Here is a 23283-nt window from a genome sequence, read left to right on the forward strand (position 1 = left end):
CGCCGCCTTTTTTTCAAAAGAGGATTACTAAAAAGTAATCCTCTTTTTTCGTTATAGCTTCGGCGTGTCGCTACGGTCGGTTGCTTCGCTAATTCTAAAGCTCGGGGGGAAGTTTTTTTTTCAGGATAACTTTAACAAGAAATATTCCTTTAAGAATGCGTATCTTTGCCGAAAATATTTTTTATGGCAACATTTGAGCAATTCAATTTACCCAAATCTTTACAAAAAGCATTAGACGAATTAGGTTTCATTCATCCTACTCCTATTCAGGAGAAATCTTTTAACATTATCTTATCAGGTAAAGACGTTATGGGAATTGCTCAAACAGGAACCGGAAAAACTTTTGCCTATTTACTTCCTATTCTAAAACAATGGAAATTTCAACCAACCGATGCACCACGTGTCGTTATCTTAGTGCCAACACGCGAATTAGTGGTTCAAGTGGTTGAAGAAGTAGAGAAATTAACTAAATATATGTCAATCCGCGTATTGGGCATTTACGGTGGCGTGAACATCAACACCCAAAAAACATCGGTTTATGACGGCATTGATATTTTAGTGGGAACACCCGGAAGGACTATGGATTTGGCGTTAGACAACGTACTGCGATTTGATGCTTTGCAAAAATTGGTCATTGACGAATTTGATGAGATTCTGAATTTAGGTTTCCGTACCCAGCTAACATCTATTCTTTCCATGATGAAAGATAAAAAGCAAAACATCCTTTTTTCGGCGACAATGACCGAAGAAGTAGATGAAATTTTAGATGATTATTTTAATTTTCCTGAAGAAGTTTCATTAGCACCATCGGGTACACCATTAGAAAAAATCAAACAAAGTGCGTATGCTGCACCTAATTTTTTGACCAAATTAAATATTTTAAAAGATATTTTAACAAATGATGAATCTTCAACACGGGTTTTATTATTTGTAAACAATAAACGATTGGCAGATTATGTTTTGGAACAATTAGAAGAAGATTTTCCGGAACAATTTGGCGTTATCCATTCCAATAAAACACAAAATTATCGTTTAAACACCATGGAATTATTCCAAAATGGTGAATTGCGTGGCTTGGTAACTACCGACATAATGGCTCGCGGATTGGACATTACCGATATTACTCACGTTTTTAATTTGCAGCTGCCCGAAATTCCTGAACAATACATTCACCGCATTGGTAGAACCGGACGTGCCGACAAAGAAGGTTTTGCTGTGAGTTTTGTTAGTCCAAAAGAAGAAGAAGCCCAGTTGGAAATTGAAGAATTAATGGATTATGAAATTCCAATGGTCGAAATTCCTTCACATGTTAAAATCGCCGAACAAAAACTGGAATTTGAAAAAGACCGTGTGAAAATGAAAACCAACAAACGTAAAATTGACACGGAACGCGGTGAAGCCTTTCACGAGAAAAAAGACAAAAATAAAAAGGTAAATTTAGGTGGTCCCGGCAAAAGGAATCCTAGAAAATCGGCTCCAAGAAACCGGGCAGTGGAACGCAAACGAAACGAAAAACGTAAAAAGAAATAAATAAAAACAAAGCTACCAATTGGTAGCTTTGTTTTTATTTATTTTGAAGTAATTCCGCCTTATAATGTGAAATGCGTTCTAAAATTTCAGGTTCAGGTTGCGGATAAGCAATATCTTTATATTCTTTAAGGGTTTCGTAAATTATTTTTGCAACAATTAATCTACTTACATCTTTATCGTCACTTGGAATAATGAACCACTCTCCTTTTTTATGGTTGCTATTTTTTAAAACTTCCTGATAACAAAACTGATATTTATCCCAAAGGTCTCGTTCTTCTAAGTCACCAGGAGAAAATTTCCATTGGTGTTTTGGCTTTTCAATTCGTTTTAACAAACGTTCTTTTTGTTCATTTTTACTAATGTGCAAATAAAATTTTAAAACAATTGTACCATTTTCAGCCCAAAATTTCTCAAACTGGACCATACGTTTCATTCGATCGTTCCAAAAATCAGCAGTCAGCAAATTAATATCTATGTGAGGGTTTCGTTCATTTTCTAAATATTGAGGATGTACCCTTGTTACCAAAACATTCTCGTAATGCGTGCGGTTAAATACTGTAAATTTTCCTTTTTCGGGTAATTTGGTATAATGCCGCCACATAAAATCGTGCTGTAATTCTTTATATGAAGGCGTTTTAAAACTTTCGACCACCACTCCGCGTGCATTAAATCCTTTAAAAACTTCACGAATCATGCTGTCTTTTCCAGCAGTATCCATTCCCTGAAAACAAATCAGAACCGAATAACGGTCATCAGCATACATCATATCCTGAAATTCGGCTATTTTTTTTCGATATTTTTTCAATTCTTTTCTTACCGATACTATATCCAATCCGGTTTCATAAGTTGTTGCAATATTCTTTAAATCTAAATCTTCCGGAACTTTAAAATATTTTCGCTTCATATAAATCTTTTTCTCTAAATTAGTCAATAAAATTTTAACAATGAAAAAATATTTGCTTTCATCGTGGTTAAAAATCGCCGGAATTGTAGCTGCTTCAGGAATTGGTTATGAAAACAACCAGTTACAGTTGGTCTCAGACAATAGCAATGCACTTTATCATTATTTTATAGCTAATGATTCTTTAGCAAAATACAGTTTTGACGAAAATCCGGTCAGCAATTTCATAGAAAAAAAGCAGAAATATGATTTAGAATCGTTTACAAAAATTGACAATACATGGTACGCTTTTGGTTCCGGATCAACCGAAAACCGAAACACAGGATTCATGTTTAACAAGTTTTCTAAATATTCTACAAAGATTGATTTAACTGATCTTTACAGTGAAATGAAAAGTTTTTCTGATTTACAGGATGATGATTTTAACATTGAAGCTGTAACAACTTATAACGAGGACTGGCTTTTTATTAACAGAGGAAACGGACTTAAAAATGCGAATTATATTTTTGTGGTGCAGGGAAAAAACCTGACGGATGAATACAATATTTATTATTTTGAATTTGATTTGCCTAAAATAAATAATGTTCAATCCGGGTTTTCTGATGGTACCGTTATAAACAATACGCTTTACTTTATTGCGACTGCTGAAGATGAGCAATCTACATTTGATGATGGAGCGATAAAAGGAAGCTTGTTTGGAGCGATTGATTTAAAGAAAATGAAAGTCCTTTTCACAGAAAAAATCAGCGATACCAATAAGTTTGAAGGAATTACCGTATTGGAACAAAACAAAAAAAGCATTGTATTTGCCTTGTGTGAAGACAATGATGATGCTTCAAATACACATTCGGTTATTTATAAACTTCAGGTTGATTTAAAGGGAAAAATAAAGTAATTGTTATCAATAAAAAAATCCTTTTCAGTACTGAAAAGGATTTTTACTTTACATAAATTTCTTATGCTTCTTCTCTTTTAGCTTTTCTCTCTTTGATTAAATCAATTGCTCCACCCGCAGCCCAGTAAAACACAAAGCTTACAAGGAAAAACATCAACCAAAATCCCATTGTTAAAACGCCAAGACCGATTAAAAAAGCGATAAATTGTTGAAATTCGAACATAATTTCCGGAATTTTTGTATATACGTTTACAAAGATAGAACGAAACTTTGACTACCCAAACAAAATTCATAATTTATTCTAAAAATTATCTTTTTTCATTTGAAAATGATTTTTTTAAAGTACCTTTATTTAAATTAATTATAAATAACAAACATAATGGAATATAGAATTGAAACCGACACCATGGGTGAAGTAAAAGTTCCTGCCGATAAATATTGGGGAGCACAAACAGAACGTTCCCGAAACAATTTTAAAATTGGTTCTTCTGCCTCGATGCCCCATGAAATAATTGAAGGTTTTGCGTATTTAAAAAAAGCGGCTGCTTATGCCAATCATGAATTAGGCGTTTTATCTATTGAGAAAAGAGATATCATTGCTGCAGTTTGTGATGAAATTTTGGCTGGGAAACTAGACGATCAATTTCCTTTGGTCATCTGGCAAACCGGTTCGGGTACCCAATCAAACATGAATGTGAATGAAGTTATCGCCAATCGGGCACAAGTAGTAGCCGGAAAAAAAATTGGGGAAGGCGAAGCTGTTTTAAAGGCCAATGACGATGTAAACAAATCGCAATCATCAAACGATACTTTTCCAACAGGCATGCACATTGCAGCCTATAAGGCTGTGGTTGAAGTGACTATTCCGGGTGTTGAAAAACTACGAGATACATTGGCAAAAAAAGCCGAAGAATTCAAAAATGTAGTAAAAATTGGTCGTACACATTTAATGGATGCAACCCCCCTTACTTTAGGACAGGAAATTTCTGGATATGTAGCCCAATTAACACATGGCTTAAAAGCATTAAAAAACACTTTACCCCACTTATCTGAAATTGCTTTAGGAGGAACCGCTGTTGGTACTGGTTTAAACACTCCCGAAGGATACGATATTTTGGTAGCCAAATATATTGCTGATTTTACCGGGCATCCGTTTGTTACTGCAGAAAATAAATTTGAGGCCTTAGCGGCACATGATGCCATTGTTGAAACTCATGGAGCTTTGAAGCAATTAGCTGTATCGTTAAACAAAATTGCAAACGATATCCGTATGCTGGCTTCAGGTCCCCGTTCAGGAATCGGAGAAATTCTAATTCCTGAAAACGAACCTGGATCATCGATTATGCCGGGTAAAGTCAACCCTACCCAATGCGAAGCTTTAACAATGGTTGCTGCCCAGGTGATGGGTAATGATGTTGCTATTACCATTGGCGGTACACAAGGTCATTATGAGCTAAATGTTTTTAAACCTTTAATGGCTGCTAATTTCTTACAATCGGCACGTTTACTGGGCGATGCCTGTATCTCTTTTGATGAACATTGTGCACAGGGAATTGAACCAAATTATAATCGTATCAAAGAATTAGTGGACAATTCATTGATGTTGGTGACTGCTCTAAACACCAAAATTGGTTATTACAAAGCAGCCGAAATTGCTCAGACTGCACACAAAAATAATACTACCTTAAAAGAAACGGCTATTGCATTAGGTTATGTAACCGCTGAAGAATTTGACCAATGGGTAAAGCCTGAAGAAATGGTAGGCAGCTTAAAATAAAGTTTAATTGTTTTTTCTGAATAGTCCTTAATTTATTTTTAAGGATTATTTTGTTTTAATGAAAGGTTGTCCTATAAATAAAAATTAGTCTTAAATTTGTTCATCAAAAAAAAGGATTATAATACCTTCTATTTCATTATGCAAACATTTGAACTTTATTCCATATACAATCAATGTAACGGCGTTAGTACCGACACACGCAATATCACTGAAAACAGCCTGTTTTTTGCTTTAAAAGGTGATCATTTCGATGCCAATGACTTTGCCCTGCAAGCGTTAGAAAAAGGTGCTGCTTTTGCAGTTGTTGACAACAAAGAATTATTGAAATTAAACAACAATAAGCTCATTGTTGTTGATGATGTACTTAAAACACTACAAGATTTAGCTTCTTTCCACAGATTTCATATAGGTTTGCCCGTTATTGCACTTACAGGAAGCAACGGCAAAACAACGACCAAAGAATTATTACATACGGTTTTAAATAAAAAATACAACACCATTGCAACCATTGGAAATTTAAACAATCACATTGGTGTGCCTTTAACTTTGTTGAGATTAAACGAAGATACCGATTTGGCAATTATTGAAATGGGAGCTAATCATCAAAATGAAATCGAACGTTTATGTGAAATTGCCCAGCCTGATTTTGGGTTGATTACCAATTTTGGACGTGCCCATTTAGAAGGTTTTGGCGGCGTAGAAGGTGTTATTAAAGGAAAAAGTGAAATATATGATTACTTGCAAGCAAATAGTAAAACCGCTTTTGTGAATTTCGATGATGCTATTCAAAATCAAAAAAGCCTGGACATCTCACGTTTTGGGTTTTCAGTAGAAAATAATTCATCGGCTAATATTCAAATTTCTAAAGCATATGCCCAACCAATGGCAACTATTGAAATTGACAACACAAAAATCACTTCTCAGCTTACAGGACTTTACAATTTGCCAAATATTTCTTTTGCGATTACCATAGGACAATATTTTAATATTTCTTTAGATGATATAAAAGAAGCTATTGAGTCCTACACTCCTCAAAACAATCGGTCTCAGTGGGTAAATATCAACGGTAAAAAAATCTTACTCGATGCTTACAATGCCAATCCAAGCAGTATGCAGGTTGCAATTCAAAACTTTAAACAATTAGAAGGAGATTCTAAACTAATGATTCTAGGCGATATGTTTGAACTAGGAACCGAAGCTAATAAAGAACATTTAACAATAATCAACGAAACGATTGATTCAAACATTTCAACAATCTTTATCGGAGATCATTTTTTTGAGAATCAAATAACAAATAATCAAATCAGATATTTTAAAAACCTCGAAGAAGTTTTTTCTCATTTAGAAACACATCAATTAAATCAAAATTTAATATTGATAAAAGGCTCAAGAGCAATGGCTTTGGAAAAACTTTTAGAACATATATAAATTCTTACAACTCTTGCTTTGGCAGGAGTTTTTTTATTTTTTGAGTTGCAAAACCGCCTTTATAAACACGTTTTGCTCTGTTTAAATATAAAAAAGCCTCACATTTCTGTAAGGCTTCTAAAAAGTGGTCCCACCTGGGCTCGAACCAGGGACCACCTGATTATGAGTCAGGTGCTCTAACCAACTGAGCTATAGGACCGCTGTCAGTTGTTTTTGACGAGTGCAATATTACTACGTTTTTTTAGCTTTTGCAAGCAATGTCTAACTTTTTTTAATTTTTATTTTATTTCCTGACACAGTTCAATTAAAACGCCGTTAGTCCCTTTTGGGTGCAAAAACGCAACTAATTTATTATCAGCTCCTTTTTTGGGTGTTTCATTTAAAACGATGAAACCTTCATTTTTCAATCGGTCAATTTCAGCAAGAATATCCTCCACATCAAAAGCAATATGATGAATCCCTTCTCCTTTTTTTTCTAAGAATTTAGCAATAGGCGAATCGGGTTTTGTGGCTTCTAACAGTTCAATTTTATTTGGTCCATTCATAAAAAACAACGTTTTTACTCCTTCACTTTCCACTTCTTCCTCTTTATAAGCAGATACTCCAAGCAATTTTTCAAATAAATTGTTCGATTCTTTTAAATTCTTAACTGCTATTCCAATATGTTCAATTTTTCGCATGATAAACTAAAAATTTTGTTTGCACAAAGATAGATATATTATCTGCACTAATTTTGTATTTTTGCAGATATGGAAACAAACAGACAAAAAAAAATGGGGGCTTTATTACAAGCCGACCTGGTTGATATATTACAAGGCGAAGTTCGTAAAAACGGAATTTCTAATTTGATTATTTCAGTTTCAAAAGTTAGTGTAACCACCGATTTATCTATTGCAAAGGTATATTTAAGTGTTTTTCCAACCGATAAAGCTCCTGAATTGTTAAAAGCTATCCAATCAAACGCTCCGTTAATTAAGCATGATTTATCGCAACGGGTTAAAAATCAATTAAGAAAAGTCCCGAATTTAATTTTTTATATTGATGATAGCTTAGATTATATCGAAAAAATCGACAGTGCTTTAAAAGGTGATGAAAATCCGATTGAAAACAGAGAATTGCTGGATCGCAGAAAGAAAAAATAACTATTGAATACGGTATTTTACATAGCAAAACGCTACGCTTTCAGTAAAAGTAAAACGAAAGCCATCAACATTATTTCTCGAATTTCAGCTATTGGAATCGTGGTAAGCAGTATGGCATTGTTTGTTGTACTGTCGGTTTTCAGCGGTTTAGAAAACTCGCTTATTTCATTTACCAATGTCATTGATCCTGATCTGGTTCTTCTTCCTTCAAAAGGAAAAATTTTGAAATTAAGTTCTCAACAGGAAAATCAATTAAGGGATCTAAACATTTCGTATTCAAAAATTATTGAAGACCGTGTTATTTTTACTTATGGCGATAAACAAATTGTGGCTTTTGTTAAGGCTGTTGATAGTAATTATATCCATACAGTTGCTGTTACCGATCATATTGTTTACGGACAATGGTTACAGCCAAATACCAACGATGCCGTTTTGGGAAATGTTTTAGCAAACGAATTATCGGCAGGAATGTACTCTAACGATAAATTACTGGAAGTTTTAGCCATGAAACCTGGTAGTGGTTTAATTACGATGCCAAGCGATGCGTATGTGAAATTACCTTTATATACATCCGGGATTTACAGTTTAAATAATATAGAGATAGACAACCGGTACATTTACACAGATATTAATGTAGGTAAAGATTTATTGTTATTTGGTCCGAGTGAATATTCAAAAATTGAATTTAAACTGGAAAACGATACATCAGAAAAATCAATTATTTCTTCTTTAAAAGATATTTTTCCTGATAGCACCATAAAAAATCGTTCGCAGTTAAACGAAGGCTTGTATAAAATGCTAAAAACAGAAAGTTTGGCAATTTATTTGATTTTTACATTAATCATCATCGTCACGCTTTTCTGTTTAACAGGTGCTTTAATTATGATTATCCTTGAGAAAAAAGAGCATTTAAAAACCTTGTATGACCTTGGTCTTTCACAAAAAAAAATAAAAAAGATATTTTTATATCAAGGATTGATTTTATCGGTAGGTGGAATTGTTTTAGGATTGATTTTAGGAATAGCCATTACTTTGTTACAACAACACTTTGGATTTGTAGAAGTATCAGAAGGATTTCCTTATCCTGTTGTTTTTAACTGGCAAAACGGCTTTGTTGTTGTTACAACCATATTAATTCTAAGTATAATTGCTTCATTTATTGCCGCAAACAGAATTAAAATTTTGATGAATAAATAATTTTTGTATTTTTATAGCATTATTTTAAATTTTCAATTAATTAACCTTAAATATTTTAAGATGAAAAAGCTTTTTTTCTTTATTGCAATAGCCTCTTTTTCAACAATTGGTTTCACATCGTGTTCTGAAGACGACCCTGTGGTTGAAATACCTACACCAAACCCTAACCCTAATGTAGAACAGCAATTAGTACTTTCTTCAAATGCAACTTATGTAAAAGAAAAAGATATACTTTTCTCTGAATTAAATAAAGAGGTAACTTTTACAACAAAAAGTGACGGCACTACAATTACAGACGCTACTTATTATGTAGATGGTGTTGAGATTGTTGGAAACAAATATGCACATAAAACCATTGCTATTGTTAAAGTACAGGCTAAACGTGCCGGTTATTTAGATAGTAATATCTTAGAAATACAATTTGCTCAGAAACCTTATTAAATTAAACAAAATAAGAAAAACAAAAAAGTGAAGCTTAAACGGCTTCACTTTTTTGTTTTTTATCAAACATTAATTCTTTTGATTTTTGTCGGTCTATACGGTCTTTTTTAAAATCGAACATTGTTCCAAAAACTTTATCCCAAATGGTGTTACTTACTCCAAATCCAAGGTTTTCATTGCGGTAATGGTGTAAATGGTGATTGCGCCATAAAGGTTGTAAAAATTTAAAAGGTGGTTCAATGGCGTGAATCAAGTAATGCATCGAAGCGTACATTAACCATCCTAAAATAAATCCGGGATAAAAAGCAAAGGCGTATTTTCCTAAAATTAAATACTGCAAAGCAAACAATGCTGCGGCAATAATTAAACTGGGTACCGGTGGCATAAACAAACGCGTTTTATCTTTGGGATAATGGTGGTGGTTTCCGTGCATAATGTATGCAAACTTTTGTAAGCTTTCTTTTTCACTTATTAAATGAAAAATATAACGATGTGCAATATATTCAAAAAAAGTCCAGAAAAACAAAGCGAAGACCGAAACTCCTAACATTGCTAAAAAAGACATGTTATAATTTTCATATCCGTAATAGAAACAATAAATCAAAATAGGTACATGCAATCCCCAGCTAATTGCCGGATGCCCTTTTGTTAACAACTCTAAAAACGGGTTTTTAAATAACCTCGCCTGTCCTGAATTTTGTACTTTTTGTCCTTTCATTACTCACTTTTTTCGCCCTCGAATTTACTAAGAACTATTCTAAACCACAACTTTTTTACCAACGAATAATTGCACTTGCCCAGGTAAAACCACTTCCAAAAGCTGCAAGTACCACTAAATCATTATCTTTAATTTTACCTTTTTCCCATGCTTCGGTCAATGCGATAGGTACCGATGCTGCTGTGGTATTCCCGTAACTTGTTATATTGTTATACACCTGATTGTCGGTTAACTGGAATTTTTGTTGGATAAATTGTGATATTCGCAAATTAGCCTGATGCGGAATTAACATATCAATATCCGAAACTTGCAAATGATTGGCTTCTAATCCTTCATTGATTACTTCTGAAAAACGAACCACCGCATTTTTAAACACAAATTGTCCGTTCATATATGGATAATACGTTTCATCGTTAGGATCGTTATCCCTTAGAATATCAGTAACCCAACGTTTCCCCATTCCCGGAGCCGTTAAAGCCAGTTCTTCAGCATGTTCTCCTTGTGAATGTAAATGAGTAGATAAAATTCCTTTTGACAAATCTTGCGTTCTGCTTAAAACAACTGCACCTGCTCCATCACCAAAAATAACCGATACACTTCTGCCTCGTGTGGTCATATCCAATCCTTTTGAATGAATTTCAGATCCCACTATTAAAACATTTTTATACATTCCGGTTTTTATAAACTGATCGGCAACCGATAAAGCATAAATAAATCCGGAACATTGATTGCGAATGTCTAATGCACCCACATTTTTAATACCCAAATCTTTTTGAAGGGTTACTCCCGGACCCGGAAAATAATAATCAGGACTCAAGGTAGCAAAAACAATAAAATCAATATCGTTTTTATCAATTCCGGCACGCTCAATGGCTATTTTTGAAGCTTTTAATGCCATACCCGAAGTGGTGTCTTCTGGTAAAATCACATGCCTGCGTTCTTTTATACCCGTCCGTTCCTGAATCCATTCGTCATTGGTATCCATCCGTTTAGACAAATCGTTATTGGTCACAATATTTTCAGGAACATAGAACCCCAATCCTGTTATTTTAGAATGATACATAATTTCTTACCTTAGAGATGAAAGCTAATGTACTTAATTTTTTGAAAAGATGAACGATATAAGTGCTATCTTTAAAATACTTATTTTTGTACAAATTAATCAAAATGAAAAGATTTAAACAAACACTATTAGCATTATTATTAGCCACAGCGCCTATGATTGCACAAGAGAACATTACCTATCAAAAACCATCGCACGAAATTTTACAATTGGCAGATTACGAACGTGCACCTTCTGTTTCAATGAGCAGTAATAAAGAATGGATGGTTTTATCGTACCGCAACACCTATAAAAGTTTAGATGAATTAAATCAGGACGAATTGCGTTTAGGTGGTTTGCGAATTAATCCAAATACCAATATATCCAGTACGGCATCGTTTATTAATACTATCAAAATAAAAAAAGTTTCAGATCAAGCAGAAACTAATGTAAAAGGGTTGCCTGCCAATGCCTTAATCAGTAATTTAATTTGGGCACCAAACGAAACCATGCTGGCTTTTACAAATACTACAGCTACCGGAAACGAGTTATGGATTTTAGATTTGAAAACGGCAACAGCAAAGAAACTGACCGACGCTGTTTTAAATGCCAATTTAGGAAATCCGATTACATGGTACAAAAACAGCGATAAATTATTAATTAAAGTGATTCCTGCCGATCGAAAAGCATTGATTAATGCAGAAAAGGCAATTCCAACCGGACCCATTGTTTCCACAGCCGAGGAAGGCGTAATTTCGCAGAACAGAACGTATCAGGATTTATTGAAAAACAAAACCGATGAAGCCAATTTTGAAACCATTGTAACTTCTGAATTATATACGATTGACTTAAACGGAAATAAAAAACTGTTTAAAAATGCCGATTTGTATGCCGGAGAAACTTTTTCGCCCGATGGAACTTACATTTTACTTACCACCATTCAAAAACCGTTTTCATATTTGGTTCCGTTAAATCGTTTTCCTATGAAAACCATAGCTTATACCGCAGAAGGAACCGAAGTAAAACTGGTAAACAATGTACCGTTAAGTGAAGTAATGCCTAAAGGTTTTATGGCAGTTCGCACCGGGAAACGCAGTATGACTTGGCGGGCAGATAAACCTGCAACCTTGTTTTTTGTAGAAGCTTTAGATGAAGGCGATCCGGCAAAAGCAGTTGAATTTCGCGATGCCTTATACACTTGGGAAGCTCCGTTTAACAATCAACCCGAATTACTGACGAAAACTCCACAACGTTACGGAGGAATTTTGTGGGGAGATGATCAAACGGCGATTGTTTACGACCAGTGGTACGATACCCGAAATATTAAAACCTACTTGTTTAATCCTTCTAAAAAATCAGTATTAACAACCATTTGGGATAGAAATTATCAGGATATTTACAGCGATCCCGGCGATTTTCAAACAAAAAAGAATGAATTTGGCAGATATACCCTGCAAAAAGAAAATAACAAACTGTATTTAATTGGCGAAGGGCATACAAAAGAAGGACAGTTTCCTTTTATCGATGAATTTGATCTGGAATCTTTAAAAACCAAACGTTTGTATCAATCAGATGCTACTGATCGTATGGAATCGATCACCGAAATTATTGATGCAAAAAAAGGAGAAATTTTAGTGAATATTCAGTCTAAAACCGATTATCCAAATTATTTCTTCAGAAACATAAAAAACAAAAAAGGATTAAAACAAATCACTTTCAATCAAAATCCGTTCGCAAGTATTAAAAATGTGCACAAAGAAGTGATTAAATACAAACGAAAAGACGGCGTGGAATTATCGGGCACTTTATATTTACCTGCGAATTACAACCGCAAAAACCCCACCGAAAAATTACCGTTATTGATCTGGGCATATCCTGCAGAATATAAAGACAAGAACAGTGCAGGGCAATCATCAGCCAATCCAAACGAATTTACATTTCCTTATTACGGATCATTTGTTTACTGGGCTGCCAAAGGTTATGCTGTTTTAGACGATGCGGCTTTCCCGATTATTGGCGAAGGCACTCAGGAACCTAACGACACTTTTATAGAACAATTGGTAATGAACGCCGAGGCAGCTATTGATGCGGTGGATCAATTAGGATATATCGACAGAACTCGTGTGGGTGTTGGCGGACATTCATACGGAGCATTTATGACAGCAAATTTATTGTCACACTCTAACTTGTTTGCTTGCGGAGTGGCTCGTTCAGGAGCTTACAACCGTACCTTAACTCCGTTTGGTTTTCAAAGTGAACAGCGAAATTATTGGGAAGTTCCCAATGTTTACAATGCCATGTCGCCTTTTATGAATGCCGAAAAAATGAAAACACCTATGTTATTAGTCCACGGAGAAGCTGATAATAACCCAGGAACCTTTACTTTACAAACCGAACGCTATTTTCAGGCTCTAAAAGGTTTAGGCGCACCGGTGCGTATGGTAATTTTACCTAAAGAAAGCCACAGCTATGTTGCTAAAGAAAATATTCTGCACTTACTTTGGGAACAAGAGCAGTTTTTAGATAAGTATTTGAAGAAGTAAGAATCAATAAAAAAGCATCTCAATAGAGATGCTTTTATTTTTTTGTCTAAGAAGATTAAGCTTCAAAAGGAATTACAGAAACAAAAGATTTGTTATCTCTCTTTTTTGTAAACTGTACAACTCCGTCAACTTTAGCGTGTAACGTATGGTCTTTCCCCATATAAACGTTTTCGCCCGGGTTATGTTTTGAACCTCTTTGTCTTACAATGATGTTACCGGCAATAGCTGCCTGTCCACCATAAATCTTAACGCCTAAACGTTTCGATTCTGATTCTCTACCGTTCTTAGAACTACCGACACCTTTCTTGTGAGCCATGATGTTTGGGTTTTAAATTGTTAATACTTTTTGGTTACAGATTAAATGTTGATTCCTTCGATAACGATTTGAGTCAACGCTTGTCTATGACCATTTTTCTTTTTGTATCCTTTTCTTCTTTTCTTTTTGAAAACGATAACTTTATCACCTTGAAGGTGCTTTAAAACTTTCGCTCCTACTGAAGCTCCTGTTATAGCTGGGGCGCCTAAAGTAATTGCTCCGTCGTTGTCAACTAAAAGAACTTTGTCAAAAGTAACATTTGCTCCTTCTTCTGTTGCCAAACGGTGAACATACACTTTTTGGTCTTTGCTAACTTTGAATTGTTGCCCTGCTATCTCTACGATTGCGTACATAACAATAAATTAAAATTATTTTTAAGACTGCAAATATACAAAAAATATCTAAAAACCAAACGTAAGTTGTTCGTTTATACAAAATTAATCGTTTTGAAAAAATATTTCAAAAAAAGAAGAATATAAATGTAACAAAATCACGAAATTGCACACTAATTACAATAATATCAAATTAATTTAAATCGAAGTTATGAGAAAATCTTTAACAGCTTTAGCATCTGCGCTTTTAATTAGTAGCGTAGCAGTTGCTCAGAAAGTTGAATTTGAAGAGTATACACTTGACAATGGTTTACATGTGGTTTTACACCAAGATAAATCAGCGCCTGTTGTAGTTACTTCAGTTATGTACCACGTGGGTGCAAAAGATGAAAACCCTGAACGTACAGGTTTTGCGCACTTTTTTGAACACCTTTTATTTGAAGGTACCGAAAATATTGCTCGCGGAGAATGGTTTAAACTGGTAACGTCAAACGGAGGGCATAACAACGCCAACACGTCTGATGACCGTACGTATTACTACGAAGTATTTCCATCAAACAATTTAGAATTAGCCATTTGGATGGAATCTGACCGTTTGTTGCAACCGGTAATCAATCAAATTGGTGTTGATACACAAAATGAAGTGGTTAAAGAAGAAAAACGTTTGCGTGTTGATAACAGTCCGTACGGAAACTGGATCACTGAAGTTAAGAAAAACTTGTTTAAAAAACACCCTTACCGTTGGGCACCAATTGGTTCTATGGATCATTTAGATGCTGCAACTTTAGAGGAATTCCGTGCATTCAATAAAAAATTCTATGTACCAAACAATGCTGTTTTAGTAATTGCCGGTGATATTGAATTTAACCAAACTAAAGAATTGGTTGAAAAATATTTTGGTGTAATTAAACGCGGAGCCGATGTGCCAAAAGTAAACATTCAGGAAGACGCAATTACCCAACCAATTATCGCAACAGCCGAAGATCCAAACATTCAGATACCAATGTACATCACCGCTTATAGAACACCTTCTATGAAAACACGTGATGCAAGAGTATTGGATATGATTTCTTCTTATTTATCTGGCGGAAAATCATCGCCAATGTATAAAAAGATAGTTGACGAGAAAAAAATGGCGTTGCAATTATTCGCTTTCAATTATGCACAGGAAGATTACGGTATGTACCTAATCGCCGGATTGCCAATGGGCGATACCACTCGTGAAGCATTGCAAAGCGAAATCGATGCTGAAATTACGAAATTACAAACCGAATTGATTTCAGAAAGAGATTACCAAAAATTACAAAACGATTTTGAAAACCGTTATGTAAACGGAAATTCAAACCTTGAATCATTAGCTGAAAATTTAGCAACTAACTATTTATTGTATGGCGATATTAATTTAATTAACGAAGAAATTAATATTTATCGCTCTATTACGAGAGAAGAAATTCGCGATGTTGCTAAAAAATACTTAAACAGCAATTCTCGTTTATTATTAGATTATGTACCTGCAAAAGATGAATCGGCTAAATAAGACAGTAAACAAAATGAAAAAAATATTATTATTCGCATCAGCTTTGTTACTAACAATTAGTGTCGAAGCTCAAATTAAACGCCCGCAACCACAACCTGGTCCAATGCCAACGGTTCATGTAAAAAAACCGCAAGAGTTTACCATGAAAAACGGGTTAAAGGTAATGGTTGTAGAAGATCACAAATTACCTCGCGTAAGCTATATGTTAACTATTGATACCCCACCTTATGTAGAGGGTGATAAAGCCGGAGTATCAAGCTTAACAAGTGCTGTTGTGGGGAACGGAACTACAAAAACATCTAAAGAAAAATTCAACGACGAAATTGATTTCTTGGGTGCCAATGTAAGTTTTTGGAACACCGGAGCATCTGCAAGCGGATTGTCTAAATACAGTTCACGTTTGTTAGAATTAATGGCAGAAGGATCATTAAATCCGTTATTTGCACAAGATGAATTCGATAAGGCAAAACAACAAGCTATTGAAGGATTAAAAGCTGATGAAAAATCGGTAGCTTCAGTAGCTGCTCGTGTAACAGATGCTTTATTGTATGGAAAAGATCACCCAAATGGTGAATTTGTTACCGAACAATCTTTAAACAACGTAACATTAGAAGATGTTAAACAAAACTATGCAACATTCTTTGTGCCGGAAAACGCTTATTTAGTAGTTGTTGGTGATGTTCATTTTAAAGATGTTAAAAAACAAGTAGAGAAATTATTCAAAGGATGGAAGAAAGCTTCTGCACCTGTAGCTACTTATCCTGAAGCAAAAGATGTTGCTAAAACACAAGTTGATTTCGTGGATATGCCAAATGCTGTTCAGTCTGAAATTGCTTTAGTAAACACAGTAAATTTAAAGTTAACCGATAAAGATTATTTTGCAGGATTAATTGCCAACCAAATTTTAGGTGGTGGTGGTGAAGGACGTTTGTTCTTAAATTTACGTGAAGCACACGGATGGACTTACGGGGCTTACTCTTCTTTAGGTTCAGGAAAATACACTTCTAAATTCAAATCATCTGCATCGGTTCGTAATGTGGTTACCGATTCTGCCGTGGTAGAATTTGTAAAAGAAATCCAAAAAATCAGAACCGAACCTGTAACACAGGCAGAATTAGATCTTGCAAAAGCAAAATACATTGGAAACTTTGTAATGGAAACGCAAAAACCCGGCACTATCGCAAGTTTTGCTTTAAGAACTAAAACACAAAGCTTACCAGCCGATTTTTATGAAAACTACATAAAAAACATAGAAGCTGTTACGGTTGAAGATGTTCAGCGTGTGGCAAACAAATATTTTAAAGCTGATAACCAACGTATTGTTATTGTAGGAAAAGGAGCTGATGTTGCCGGAACGTTAGATCGTTTAGGGTATCCTGTAAATTATTATGATCCTTTTGCAAATCCGGTTGAAAAACCTGTGTTTAAAAAAGCAGCTCCTGCAGGCGTAACTTCAAAAACAGTGATCGAAAACTTTATCAATGCAATTGGTGGTGAGAAAAAATTAAAAGAAGTTAAATCGTTAAGCGTTGCTTCAAAAGGATCTATGCAAGGAATGGAATTGACAATGACCCAAAAACAAACCAATAAAGGACAATCTATGATGTCTTTAAACGGAATGGGAATGGAAATCATGAAACAAGTAGTTACTCCATCAATGGGATATGCCGTTCAACAAGGTCAAAAACAAGACTTGACGGGTGACGATTTAAAAGAGGCTCAGGAGTCATCTAAATTATTTGATGAATTAGACGATTTAAAAAATGCTGATTCATTTGAATTAACCGGTATTGAAACATTTAACGGAGAAGAAGTTTATGTGCTTAAAAAAGATAAATCAACTGTTTATTACAGCGTAGCTACAGGTTTTAAAGTAGCCGCAACAGAAGTTGTTGAAGTACAAGGACAAACTTTTGAAATGACTTCTACTTATGGTGATTACAAAGAAGTTAAAGGAATTAAAATTGCTCACGCAACATCTTTACCTTTAGGACCAGGTATGTCGTTAGAATTAAAAGTATCTGAAGTAAAAATCAACGAAGGAGTTTCTGACGCTGATTTTAAATAACATATTTTACAAACAACATAACCGCCTCTAATTTTTTATGAGGCGGTTTTTATTAAAATGCCTATGCCTTTAATTAAAACAATAAACGGAAAAGAACCCAAGTATCCCGAAAGTTGCTTTATAGCAGAAAATGCCACAATAGTTGGAGATGTAGAAATGGGAGAACAATGCAGCGTTTGGTATAATGCAGTAATACGTGGTGATGTGCATTTTATTAAAATGGGTAACAAGGTAAATGTTCAAGATGGGGCAGTAATTCATTGTACGTATCAAAAACACCCAACGGTGATAGGAAATAATGTTTCGATAGGGCATAATGCTATTGTTCATGGTTGTACCATTCACGATAACGTTCTTGTGGGAATGGGTGCAATTATAATGGATAATTGTGTTGTCCATAGCAATGTAATTGTTGCAGCAGGTGCTGTAGTTACACAGAATACGGAATTGCTCCCTAACGGAATTTACGCAGGAGTACCCGCCAAAAGGGTAAAAGAACTTAATGCTTCCAGTTTTTCCGGTGAAATAGACCGCATAAGTAATAATTACGTTTTGTACAGTAGTTGGCAATAACTATTCATCAAGCTTTATTTTACTAAAATTCAATCACATAAAATCGATTCATTCTGAAACGGAATTACAATAAACTAAATTTTGATTGAAATCATATTTTTTAATCAAATATGAAAGAAATCTTGCTCGTTCAATAGTATTTTTTAGTAATTTTACACCTCTTTTTGGGGCCGATCGGTTTTGACAGCAGGTGGAATTAAAAAGTAAGCACGTCGAGCGCTCATTTACAGCTCGTAAATCTCATAAATGAACTTTTTTTACACGGCGAAGAAAACTACGCTTTAGCTGCTTAATTCTGAATTATAGTAAGATCAAGCCTTTGTCCTGTTAGACAGGAAAGCTGAATTCCTTAAAAAAGCCTTGATTTATGGCGTTTTGTAATAAGGAACCGTAAAATAAATCTAGGCAGGTTAGCGTTTCGAACATCTGTCGAAATTTTAGAAACTAAGCAAAAAGCGGTTGTTTTTGACCAAACTTTTTGACGAAAATGTAATCAAAAACTAAACGTGTAGAAAGCTCTTTGATTGCCTGTTTGGACCAGGGTTCGATTCCCTGCGGCTCCACTGAATTAAAATATAACGTGTTGATTTTTAAATCAATGCGTTTTTTATTGCTTTTTTTTTGCACACGATTTGCACACGTGTTTGTGATATACTACTCTTATAAAATAAAGAAAGAGGACTTCAAGCCCTCTTTTCGTATTTAATTCTTTTGCAAATTTACCAATCTTCATTTTTTTCATCAGACATAGCTAATTTGTAAGATAAGACAAATTTTTGTGCGAAAAGTTCTAAACCTTCTTTAGCACGTTTATAATTTACCTGTCCTTTCTTATTAAATATATTATCATTTCCATTAGATATACTTAATTTATAGCCTTTTTTGTTAAATAGATTTACATTAGGCTCGTCAATTTTTACTTTACCGTCTTTAAAAGAAAATGTGATTGAATATTGGTTGTAAAATTCACTAATCATTGCACGAATTAAAGTAGAAGATAATGCAGATACGGTTATAGTTTCATTATCAACAGTGCTAATAATATCTTGAGGAGAAAAATAACTCTTATTTAAATAAATCATAGTTTCTTTAAACAACTCTTCTTTTGTTTTGTTTGGAAATTCTAATACTAAATAATTTTTAGTATGGTCTTCACTATCCACAAAACCTTGAGGGGTTAATTCAAACTTTTGAGAAAACCCATTAAAAGACATTAATATTACAAATAATAGTAGTAGTTTTTTCATATTCAATTATTAAAGTTTAACAAATGTAAACAAGTTTACAAGATTTAATAAAAACAACCCCACACGTAATAAATAATTGAGGGGTATAATAATTAATTCGTAAGAACCAAAAGAGCTGAACCTTTGTGAAATCTGTACCAATAGATATGTGAACCTTGTTCGTTTTCAACTTCTTTAAGTTCATCTCTATTAATATGATACTTTATTTTTCTCCAATTAGTAACTGAGAAATAATTACTCCCAATAGTATAATCTGAAGTTACCTTCTTTTCATTGTTATTGTAATTAATTGTTGCTGTTCCATTCTCAACTTCAATGTAATTAATTTTTCTGTCATCATTATCATCAGAAGAACAACTGAAAAGAATAAAACAGATTGAGAATAAAAATAATAATTTTTTCATAATGAAATTTAGTTATGTTTCACTCAGCCCCAAAATGAAAGTTAGATAAATAAAAAAGCGTGGGACTTACATCTATCTATTCTTGCGGGGCTCTGGTAAGCCTATAGGTAATAAATAGAGAAGCCCACGCCGAAGCGTGAGCGTTCTGCTTATTTATCCTACACCTAATTTGAATTTACCAGATTCCGCAAGGTAGAATAATAGCGTAACGCTTATTTTTTCGATATGTTAATTAGGCAAATATAATGAATTTAAGACATTAAAAAAATGTTAAATAAAAACTTAAAAGATTAACTTAGAAGCTTTACTAACCTTAAAAATCCAATTATAAAATCTTTACGATTGTGTAATTATCCTCTCAAAAACCTATCAGCAAAGTAATTTACTTTAGATATTAAGCGTTCGCCTATTGTTCTACGCTCTCTAAACGATGGTTTTTCTTTCAAGGTTTCAACCAATTCATTGTTTGTGGGAAATCTCCCTGAAAACATATAGGATTCCATTGCTTCTTCTAATCTATTTTCGTTGATATTTTCTTCCTCTACAAGGTATTTGAACTCTTTTACCTTCTCTGTGTTAATAAAATCGCTAAACGCTTCTGTAACGTCTTCATTTTGTTCTAAGATTGGCAATTGTTCAACTATAAACTTTTCTATTAAATCTCGTTTATTTCTTAAAACAGGGTCATTATCAACCATTGATAAAATTTCTGATTGACGTTTTTTCTTGGTTTCTGTTTCAATTTCTTCTTCTTCCAAATTCGCTAATAAACGTAAAATATAATCCACGTTTACAATATCCTTATGAATTAACTCTAAATGGAAATCGACTTCATTTAAAACTGAATCTTTATTCGGTTGGTTTTCTGCTTCTCGTTTTAAATCTTGGTATTTAGAACTATAGTTGTTAAACGCTTGTTCATCTAAAATTAAATCATCAAAAGTAAAATCTGCATACGTATCCATACGATTTTTTAACCTCAACAATTCTCTAAACGCTTTTACAAATTGCAGTTTTTGAGTTTCTGAATAAAAATCATCAACACTTAGATACGTTGGTGCAATTGCTAAAAGGTTTTTTACAGCATCGTTAAATTGGTCAATGTAATCTTCTAAAGGTGGTACAATAATAACTTCTTTTGCATTTCTGTTAGAAAACAATTCAATTGCATCATCAGTTGCTTTTTTAAGATTTCTAAAAACAACAATTTGACCATGTGTTTTTTTCTCGCCTTTTAATCTGTTTGTACGAGAATACGCTTGTATTAGACCATGATATTTTAAATTCTTATCAACATACAATGTATTTAAATTTGGCGAATCAAAACCAGTTAAAAACATATTTACAACAAATAAAATATCAATTTCTTTTTCTCTTACTCGCTTGGCTACGTTTTTATAATAATCGTTAAACGATTTGCTGTCTTTGGTTGAATAGCTTGTACCAAATTCTTTATTGTATTCTTCGATGTATTTATCTAAAACATCTCTTGTATGTATATCAACTTTTGCATTGCTGAAATCTAAATTTTCTTCAGGAATTTCTCCTGATTTATCTTCATTCGGGTCTTGATTAGCTGTATAGCTAAATATAGTTGCAATTTTTAAATCGTGCTTTCCTTCCTTTTTAAGTCTTCTAAACAAATCAAAGTACTTAATTAAGGTTTTGGTATTACTAATACAAAACATTGCTGTAAAACCTTTGTTTTTGGCTTTACTGTCGTGGTTGTTGATGATGTAATTGGCAATTTTTTCAATACGTTCATCACTCTCAAAAAGTTCTGTTGTATCAATGGCTTCTATTTCAATATCTAAATTGTTTTTAGATGTTTCTTTGTATTTGTATCGTCCAACATATTCTATCGAAAAAGGCAAAACGTTATTATCACTAATAGCGTCAGTAATAACGTAATCGTGTAGTCGTTCGCCAAACAAATCGGTTGTTAATTTTTTAACTCCGTTTTTAGATTGTGCGTTTTTTTCTAAAATTGGTGTTCCCGTAAAACCAAATAGTTGATGATTTTTAAAGAACTGAACAATTCTTTTATGTGTTTCTCCGAATTGTGAACGGTGGCACTCATCAAAAATAAAAACAACTTTTTTATCCGCTAAATCGTCCATTACTTTCGTATGCTTTTCTTTGCTGATAGCGGTGTTTAATTTCTGAATGGTGGTTACAATTAGTTTAGTATTTACATCGGCAAATTGTTGTACTAATTTCCTAGTATTATCTGTAGAATCTACAGAACCAGGACTAAACTCGTTAAACTCTCTTGATGTTTGATAATCTAAATCGGTTCTATCTACACAAAAAACAACCTTATCTACCTTTGGCAGTTTAGATAAAATTTGACTTGCTTTAAATGAAGTCAGCGTTTTCCCTGAACCCGTTGTATGCCATATATAACCGTTGGTTGTACTTGTTTTTACTTTATCAATTATCTTTTCTACAGCGTAATATTGATACGGACGTAAAACCATGATTTGTTTAAATCCTTCGTGTAAAACAATGTAACGCGTTATCATTTTACTAACGTGGCATTTATCTAAAAAGGTTTTGGTAAAATCTTCTAAATCAGAAACTCGTTTGTTTTTCTCATCAGTCCAATAGAATGTAAATTTAAAATCTTGGTTTTTACTGTAGGTGTAATATTTTGTATTTGCTCCGTTGCTTATTACATACAATTGCACATACTGAAACAACCCTAAGCCAGCACCGTAACTATGCTTATGATACCTCAACACTTGGTTAAAGGCTTCTTTAATTTCTAAACCTCGTTTTTTTAATTCGATTTGTACCAAAGGTAAACCATTGATAAGAATAGTAACATCGTAACGATTTTCGTACTTGCCATGCATGGTTACTTGATGCGTTACTTGGTATTCGTTTTGACACCAATGCTCTAAGTTTAAGAAATCGACATAAACGGTTTCGTTCGCATCGTTTTTGAATGAAAACTTATCACGTAAAACCTTTGCTTTATCAAACGGATTTAAGGCTTTGGTTAAATGATTTAAGATTTGCTTAAATTCTGAATCGGTATAGGTAGTATGATTAAATTTTTCTAATTGCGTTTTTAGGTTTGCAACTAAATCATCTTCGTTAGTAATGGTTACACGTTCATAACCATTGCTAACTAATTGTTTAATCATTTTATTCTCGAGTGCTTGTTCTGATTGGGTGGTCATAAGT

At 33.7% G+C, this 23283-nt stretch carries 21 protein-coding genes, 1 tRNA gene and 1 other RNA gene; 12 read left to right on the plus strand and 11 right to left on the minus strand.

The window, feature by feature from the left end; translation table 11 throughout:
- The first annotated feature begins 183 nt into the window (after positions 1 to 183).
- Positions 184 to 1530, plus strand: coding sequence for a DEAD/DEAH box helicase (locus BLW20_RS08320; RefSeq protein ID WP_091098937.1), 1347 nt, complete (start codon positions 184 to 186; stop codon positions 1528 to 1530).
- Positions 1531 to 1564: 34 nt separating this feature from the next.
- On the opposite strand, the gene BLW20_RS08325 is transcribed toward BLW20_RS08320, so the two are convergent.
- Complete coding sequence (locus BLW20_RS08325; RefSeq protein ID WP_091098941.1) at positions 1565 to 2434, minus strand: PPK2 family polyphosphate kinase; 870 nt, start codon at positions 2432 to 2434, stop codon at positions 1565 to 1567.
- A gap of 40 nt (positions 2435 to 2474) precedes the next feature.
- Between BLW20_RS08325 and BLW20_RS08330 the strand changes: the two genes are divergently transcribed.
- Positions 2475 to 3326, plus strand: coding sequence for a DUF6929 family protein (locus BLW20_RS08330; protein WP_091098944.1), 852 nt, complete (start codon positions 2475 to 2477; stop codon positions 3324 to 3326).
- A 61-nt stretch (positions 3327 to 3387) separates the two neighbouring features.
- Here the strand turns inward: BLW20_RS08330 and BLW20_RS14690 are convergent, their stop codons facing one another.
- On the minus strand, positions 3388 to 3549 hold the full coding sequence (locus BLW20_RS14690; protein ID WP_177165058.1) for a hypothetical protein: 162 nt from the start codon (positions 3547 to 3549) through the stop codon (positions 3388 to 3390).
- A gap of 156 nt (positions 3550 to 3705) precedes the next feature.
- On the opposite strand from BLW20_RS14690, the gene fumC reads away from it, so the two are divergent.
- Entirely contained in the window at positions 3706 to 5103 is a 1398-nt protein-coding gene (gene fumC, locus BLW20_RS08335) for a class II fumarate hydratase (protein ID WP_091098948.1), read from the plus strand.
- A 138-nt stretch (positions 5104 to 5241) separates the two neighbouring features.
- Positions 5242 to 6531 carry a UDP-N-acetylmuramoyl-tripeptide--D-alanyl-D-alanine ligase gene (locus BLW20_RS08340; protein WP_091098952.1) on the plus strand — a complete coding sequence of 430 codons (1290 nt, stop codon included), beginning with the start codon at positions 5242 to 5244 and terminating at the stop codon, positions 6529 to 6531.
- Between the two features lie 125 nt (positions 6532 to 6656).
- Here the strand turns inward: BLW20_RS08340 and BLW20_RS08345 are convergent.
- Positions 6657 to 6730 (minus strand) — tRNA-Ile (locus BLW20_RS08345).
- A 79-nt stretch (positions 6731 to 6809) separates the two neighbouring features.
- A complete protein-coding gene (gene mce / locus BLW20_RS08350; RefSeq protein ID WP_091098956.1) occupies positions 6810 to 7211 on the minus strand; it encodes a methylmalonyl-CoA epimerase in 402 nt (133 codons plus the stop codon).
- Positions 7212 to 7280: 69 nt separating this feature from the next.
- Here mce and rbfA point away from each other — a divergent pair, with 69 nt between their 5' ends.
- Genes rbfA through BLW20_RS08365 form a run of 3 tightly spaced genes read left to right on the plus strand, consistent with a single transcriptional unit; the run spans position 7281 to position 9311 of the window.
- Entirely contained in the window at positions 7281 to 7673 is a 393-nt protein-coding gene (gene rbfA, locus BLW20_RS08355; protein ID WP_091098960.1) for a 30S ribosome-binding factor RbfA, read from the plus strand.
- A gap of 3 nt (positions 7674 to 7676) precedes the next feature.
- The gene (locus BLW20_RS08360) at positions 7677 to 8870 is read left to right on the plus strand and encodes an ABC transporter permease (RefSeq protein ID WP_091098962.1); all 1194 of its coding nucleotides are present in this window, start codon (positions 7677 to 7679) and stop codon (positions 8868 to 8870) included.
- Between the two features lie 60 nt (positions 8871 to 8930).
- Positions 8931 to 9311, plus strand: coding sequence for a hypothetical protein (locus tag BLW20_RS08365; protein ID WP_091098965.1), 381 nt, complete (start codon positions 8931 to 8933; stop codon positions 9309 to 9311).
- Between the two features lie 34 nt (positions 9312 to 9345).
- Here BLW20_RS08365 and BLW20_RS08370 read toward each other — a convergent pair whose 3' ends face one another.
- A complete protein-coding gene (locus tag BLW20_RS08370) occupies positions 9346 to 10029 on the minus strand; it encodes a sterol desaturase family protein (protein WP_091098968.1) in 684 nt (227 codons plus the stop codon).
- 55 nt (positions 10030 to 10084) lie between these two features.
- Positions 10085 to 11092, minus strand: coding sequence for a 3-oxoacyl-ACP synthase III family protein (locus BLW20_RS08375; RefSeq protein WP_091098972.1), 1008 nt, complete (start codon positions 11090 to 11092; stop codon positions 10085 to 10087).
- 104 nt (positions 11093 to 11196) lie between these two features.
- On the opposite strand from BLW20_RS08375, the gene BLW20_RS08380 reads away from it, so the two are divergent.
- Positions 11197 to 13614, plus strand: a complete 2418-nt coding sequence (locus BLW20_RS08380) for an alpha/beta hydrolase family protein (RefSeq protein WP_091098976.1) — start codon at positions 11197 to 11199, stop codon at positions 13612 to 13614.
- A 55-nt stretch (positions 13615 to 13669) separates the two neighbouring features.
- Here the strand turns inward: BLW20_RS08380 and rpmA are convergent, their stop codons facing one another.
- Together rpmA and rplU are read right to left on the minus strand one after the other, a co-directional pair.
- Positions 13670 to 13930 carry a 50S ribosomal protein L27 gene (rpmA, locus tag BLW20_RS08385; RefSeq protein WP_091098980.1) on the minus strand — a complete coding sequence of 87 codons (261 nt, stop codon included), beginning with the start codon at positions 13928 to 13930 and terminating at the stop codon, positions 13670 to 13672.
- Between the two features lie 41 nt (positions 13931 to 13971).
- A complete protein-coding gene (gene rplU, locus BLW20_RS08390) occupies positions 13972 to 14283 on the minus strand; it encodes a 50S ribosomal protein L21 (protein WP_091098983.1) in 312 nt (103 codons plus the stop codon).
- A gap of 190 nt (positions 14284 to 14473) precedes the next feature.
- On the opposite strand from rplU, the gene BLW20_RS08395 reads away from it, so the two are divergent.
- The 4 genes from BLW20_RS08395 (at position 14474) to ssrA (ending at position 19006) form a co-directional block, all read left to right on the plus strand.
- Positions 14474 to 15799, plus strand: a complete 1326-nt coding sequence (locus BLW20_RS08395; protein ID WP_091098987.1) for a M16 family metallopeptidase — start codon at positions 14474 to 14476, stop codon at positions 15797 to 15799.
- Between the two features lie 13 nt (positions 15800 to 15812).
- Positions 15813 to 17867, plus strand: a complete 2055-nt coding sequence (locus tag BLW20_RS08400; RefSeq protein WP_091099104.1) for a M16 family metallopeptidase — start codon at positions 15813 to 15815, stop codon at positions 17865 to 17867.
- 63 nt (positions 17868 to 17930) lie between these two features.
- Positions 17931 to 18440, plus strand: coding sequence for a gamma carbonic anhydrase family protein (locus BLW20_RS08405; RefSeq protein WP_091099107.1), 510 nt, complete (start codon positions 17931 to 17933; stop codon positions 18438 to 18440).
- Positions 18441 to 18606: 166 nt separating this feature from the next.
- Positions 18607 to 19006: a transfer-messenger RNA gene (ssrA, locus tag BLW20_RS08410) on the plus strand.
- A gap of 153 nt (positions 19007 to 19159) precedes the next feature.
- Here ssrA and BLW20_RS08415 read toward each other — a convergent pair.
- From BLW20_RS08415 to BLW20_RS08425, 3 genes are all read right to left on the minus strand, one after another.
- On the minus strand, positions 19160 to 19687 hold the full coding sequence (locus BLW20_RS08415; protein ID WP_143037761.1) for a hypothetical protein: 528 nt from the start codon (positions 19685 to 19687) through the stop codon (positions 19160 to 19162).
- A 92-nt stretch (positions 19688 to 19779) separates the two neighbouring features.
- The gene (locus BLW20_RS08420; protein WP_091098995.1) at positions 19780 to 20091 is read right to left on the minus strand and encodes a hypothetical protein; all 312 of its coding nucleotides are present in this window, start codon (positions 20089 to 20091) and stop codon (positions 19780 to 19782) included.
- 350 nt (positions 20092 to 20441) lie between these two features.
- A complete protein-coding gene (locus BLW20_RS08425) occupies positions 20442 to 23279 on the minus strand; it encodes a type I restriction endonuclease subunit R (protein WP_091098998.1) in 2838 nt (945 codons plus the stop codon).
- Positions 23280 to 23283 lie beyond the last annotated feature (4 nt).

This window comes from Paenimyroides marinum (assembly GCF_900108395.1).
Lineage (GTDB): Bacteria > Bacteroidota > Bacteroidia > Flavobacteriales > Flavobacteriaceae > Flavobacterium > Flavobacterium marinum.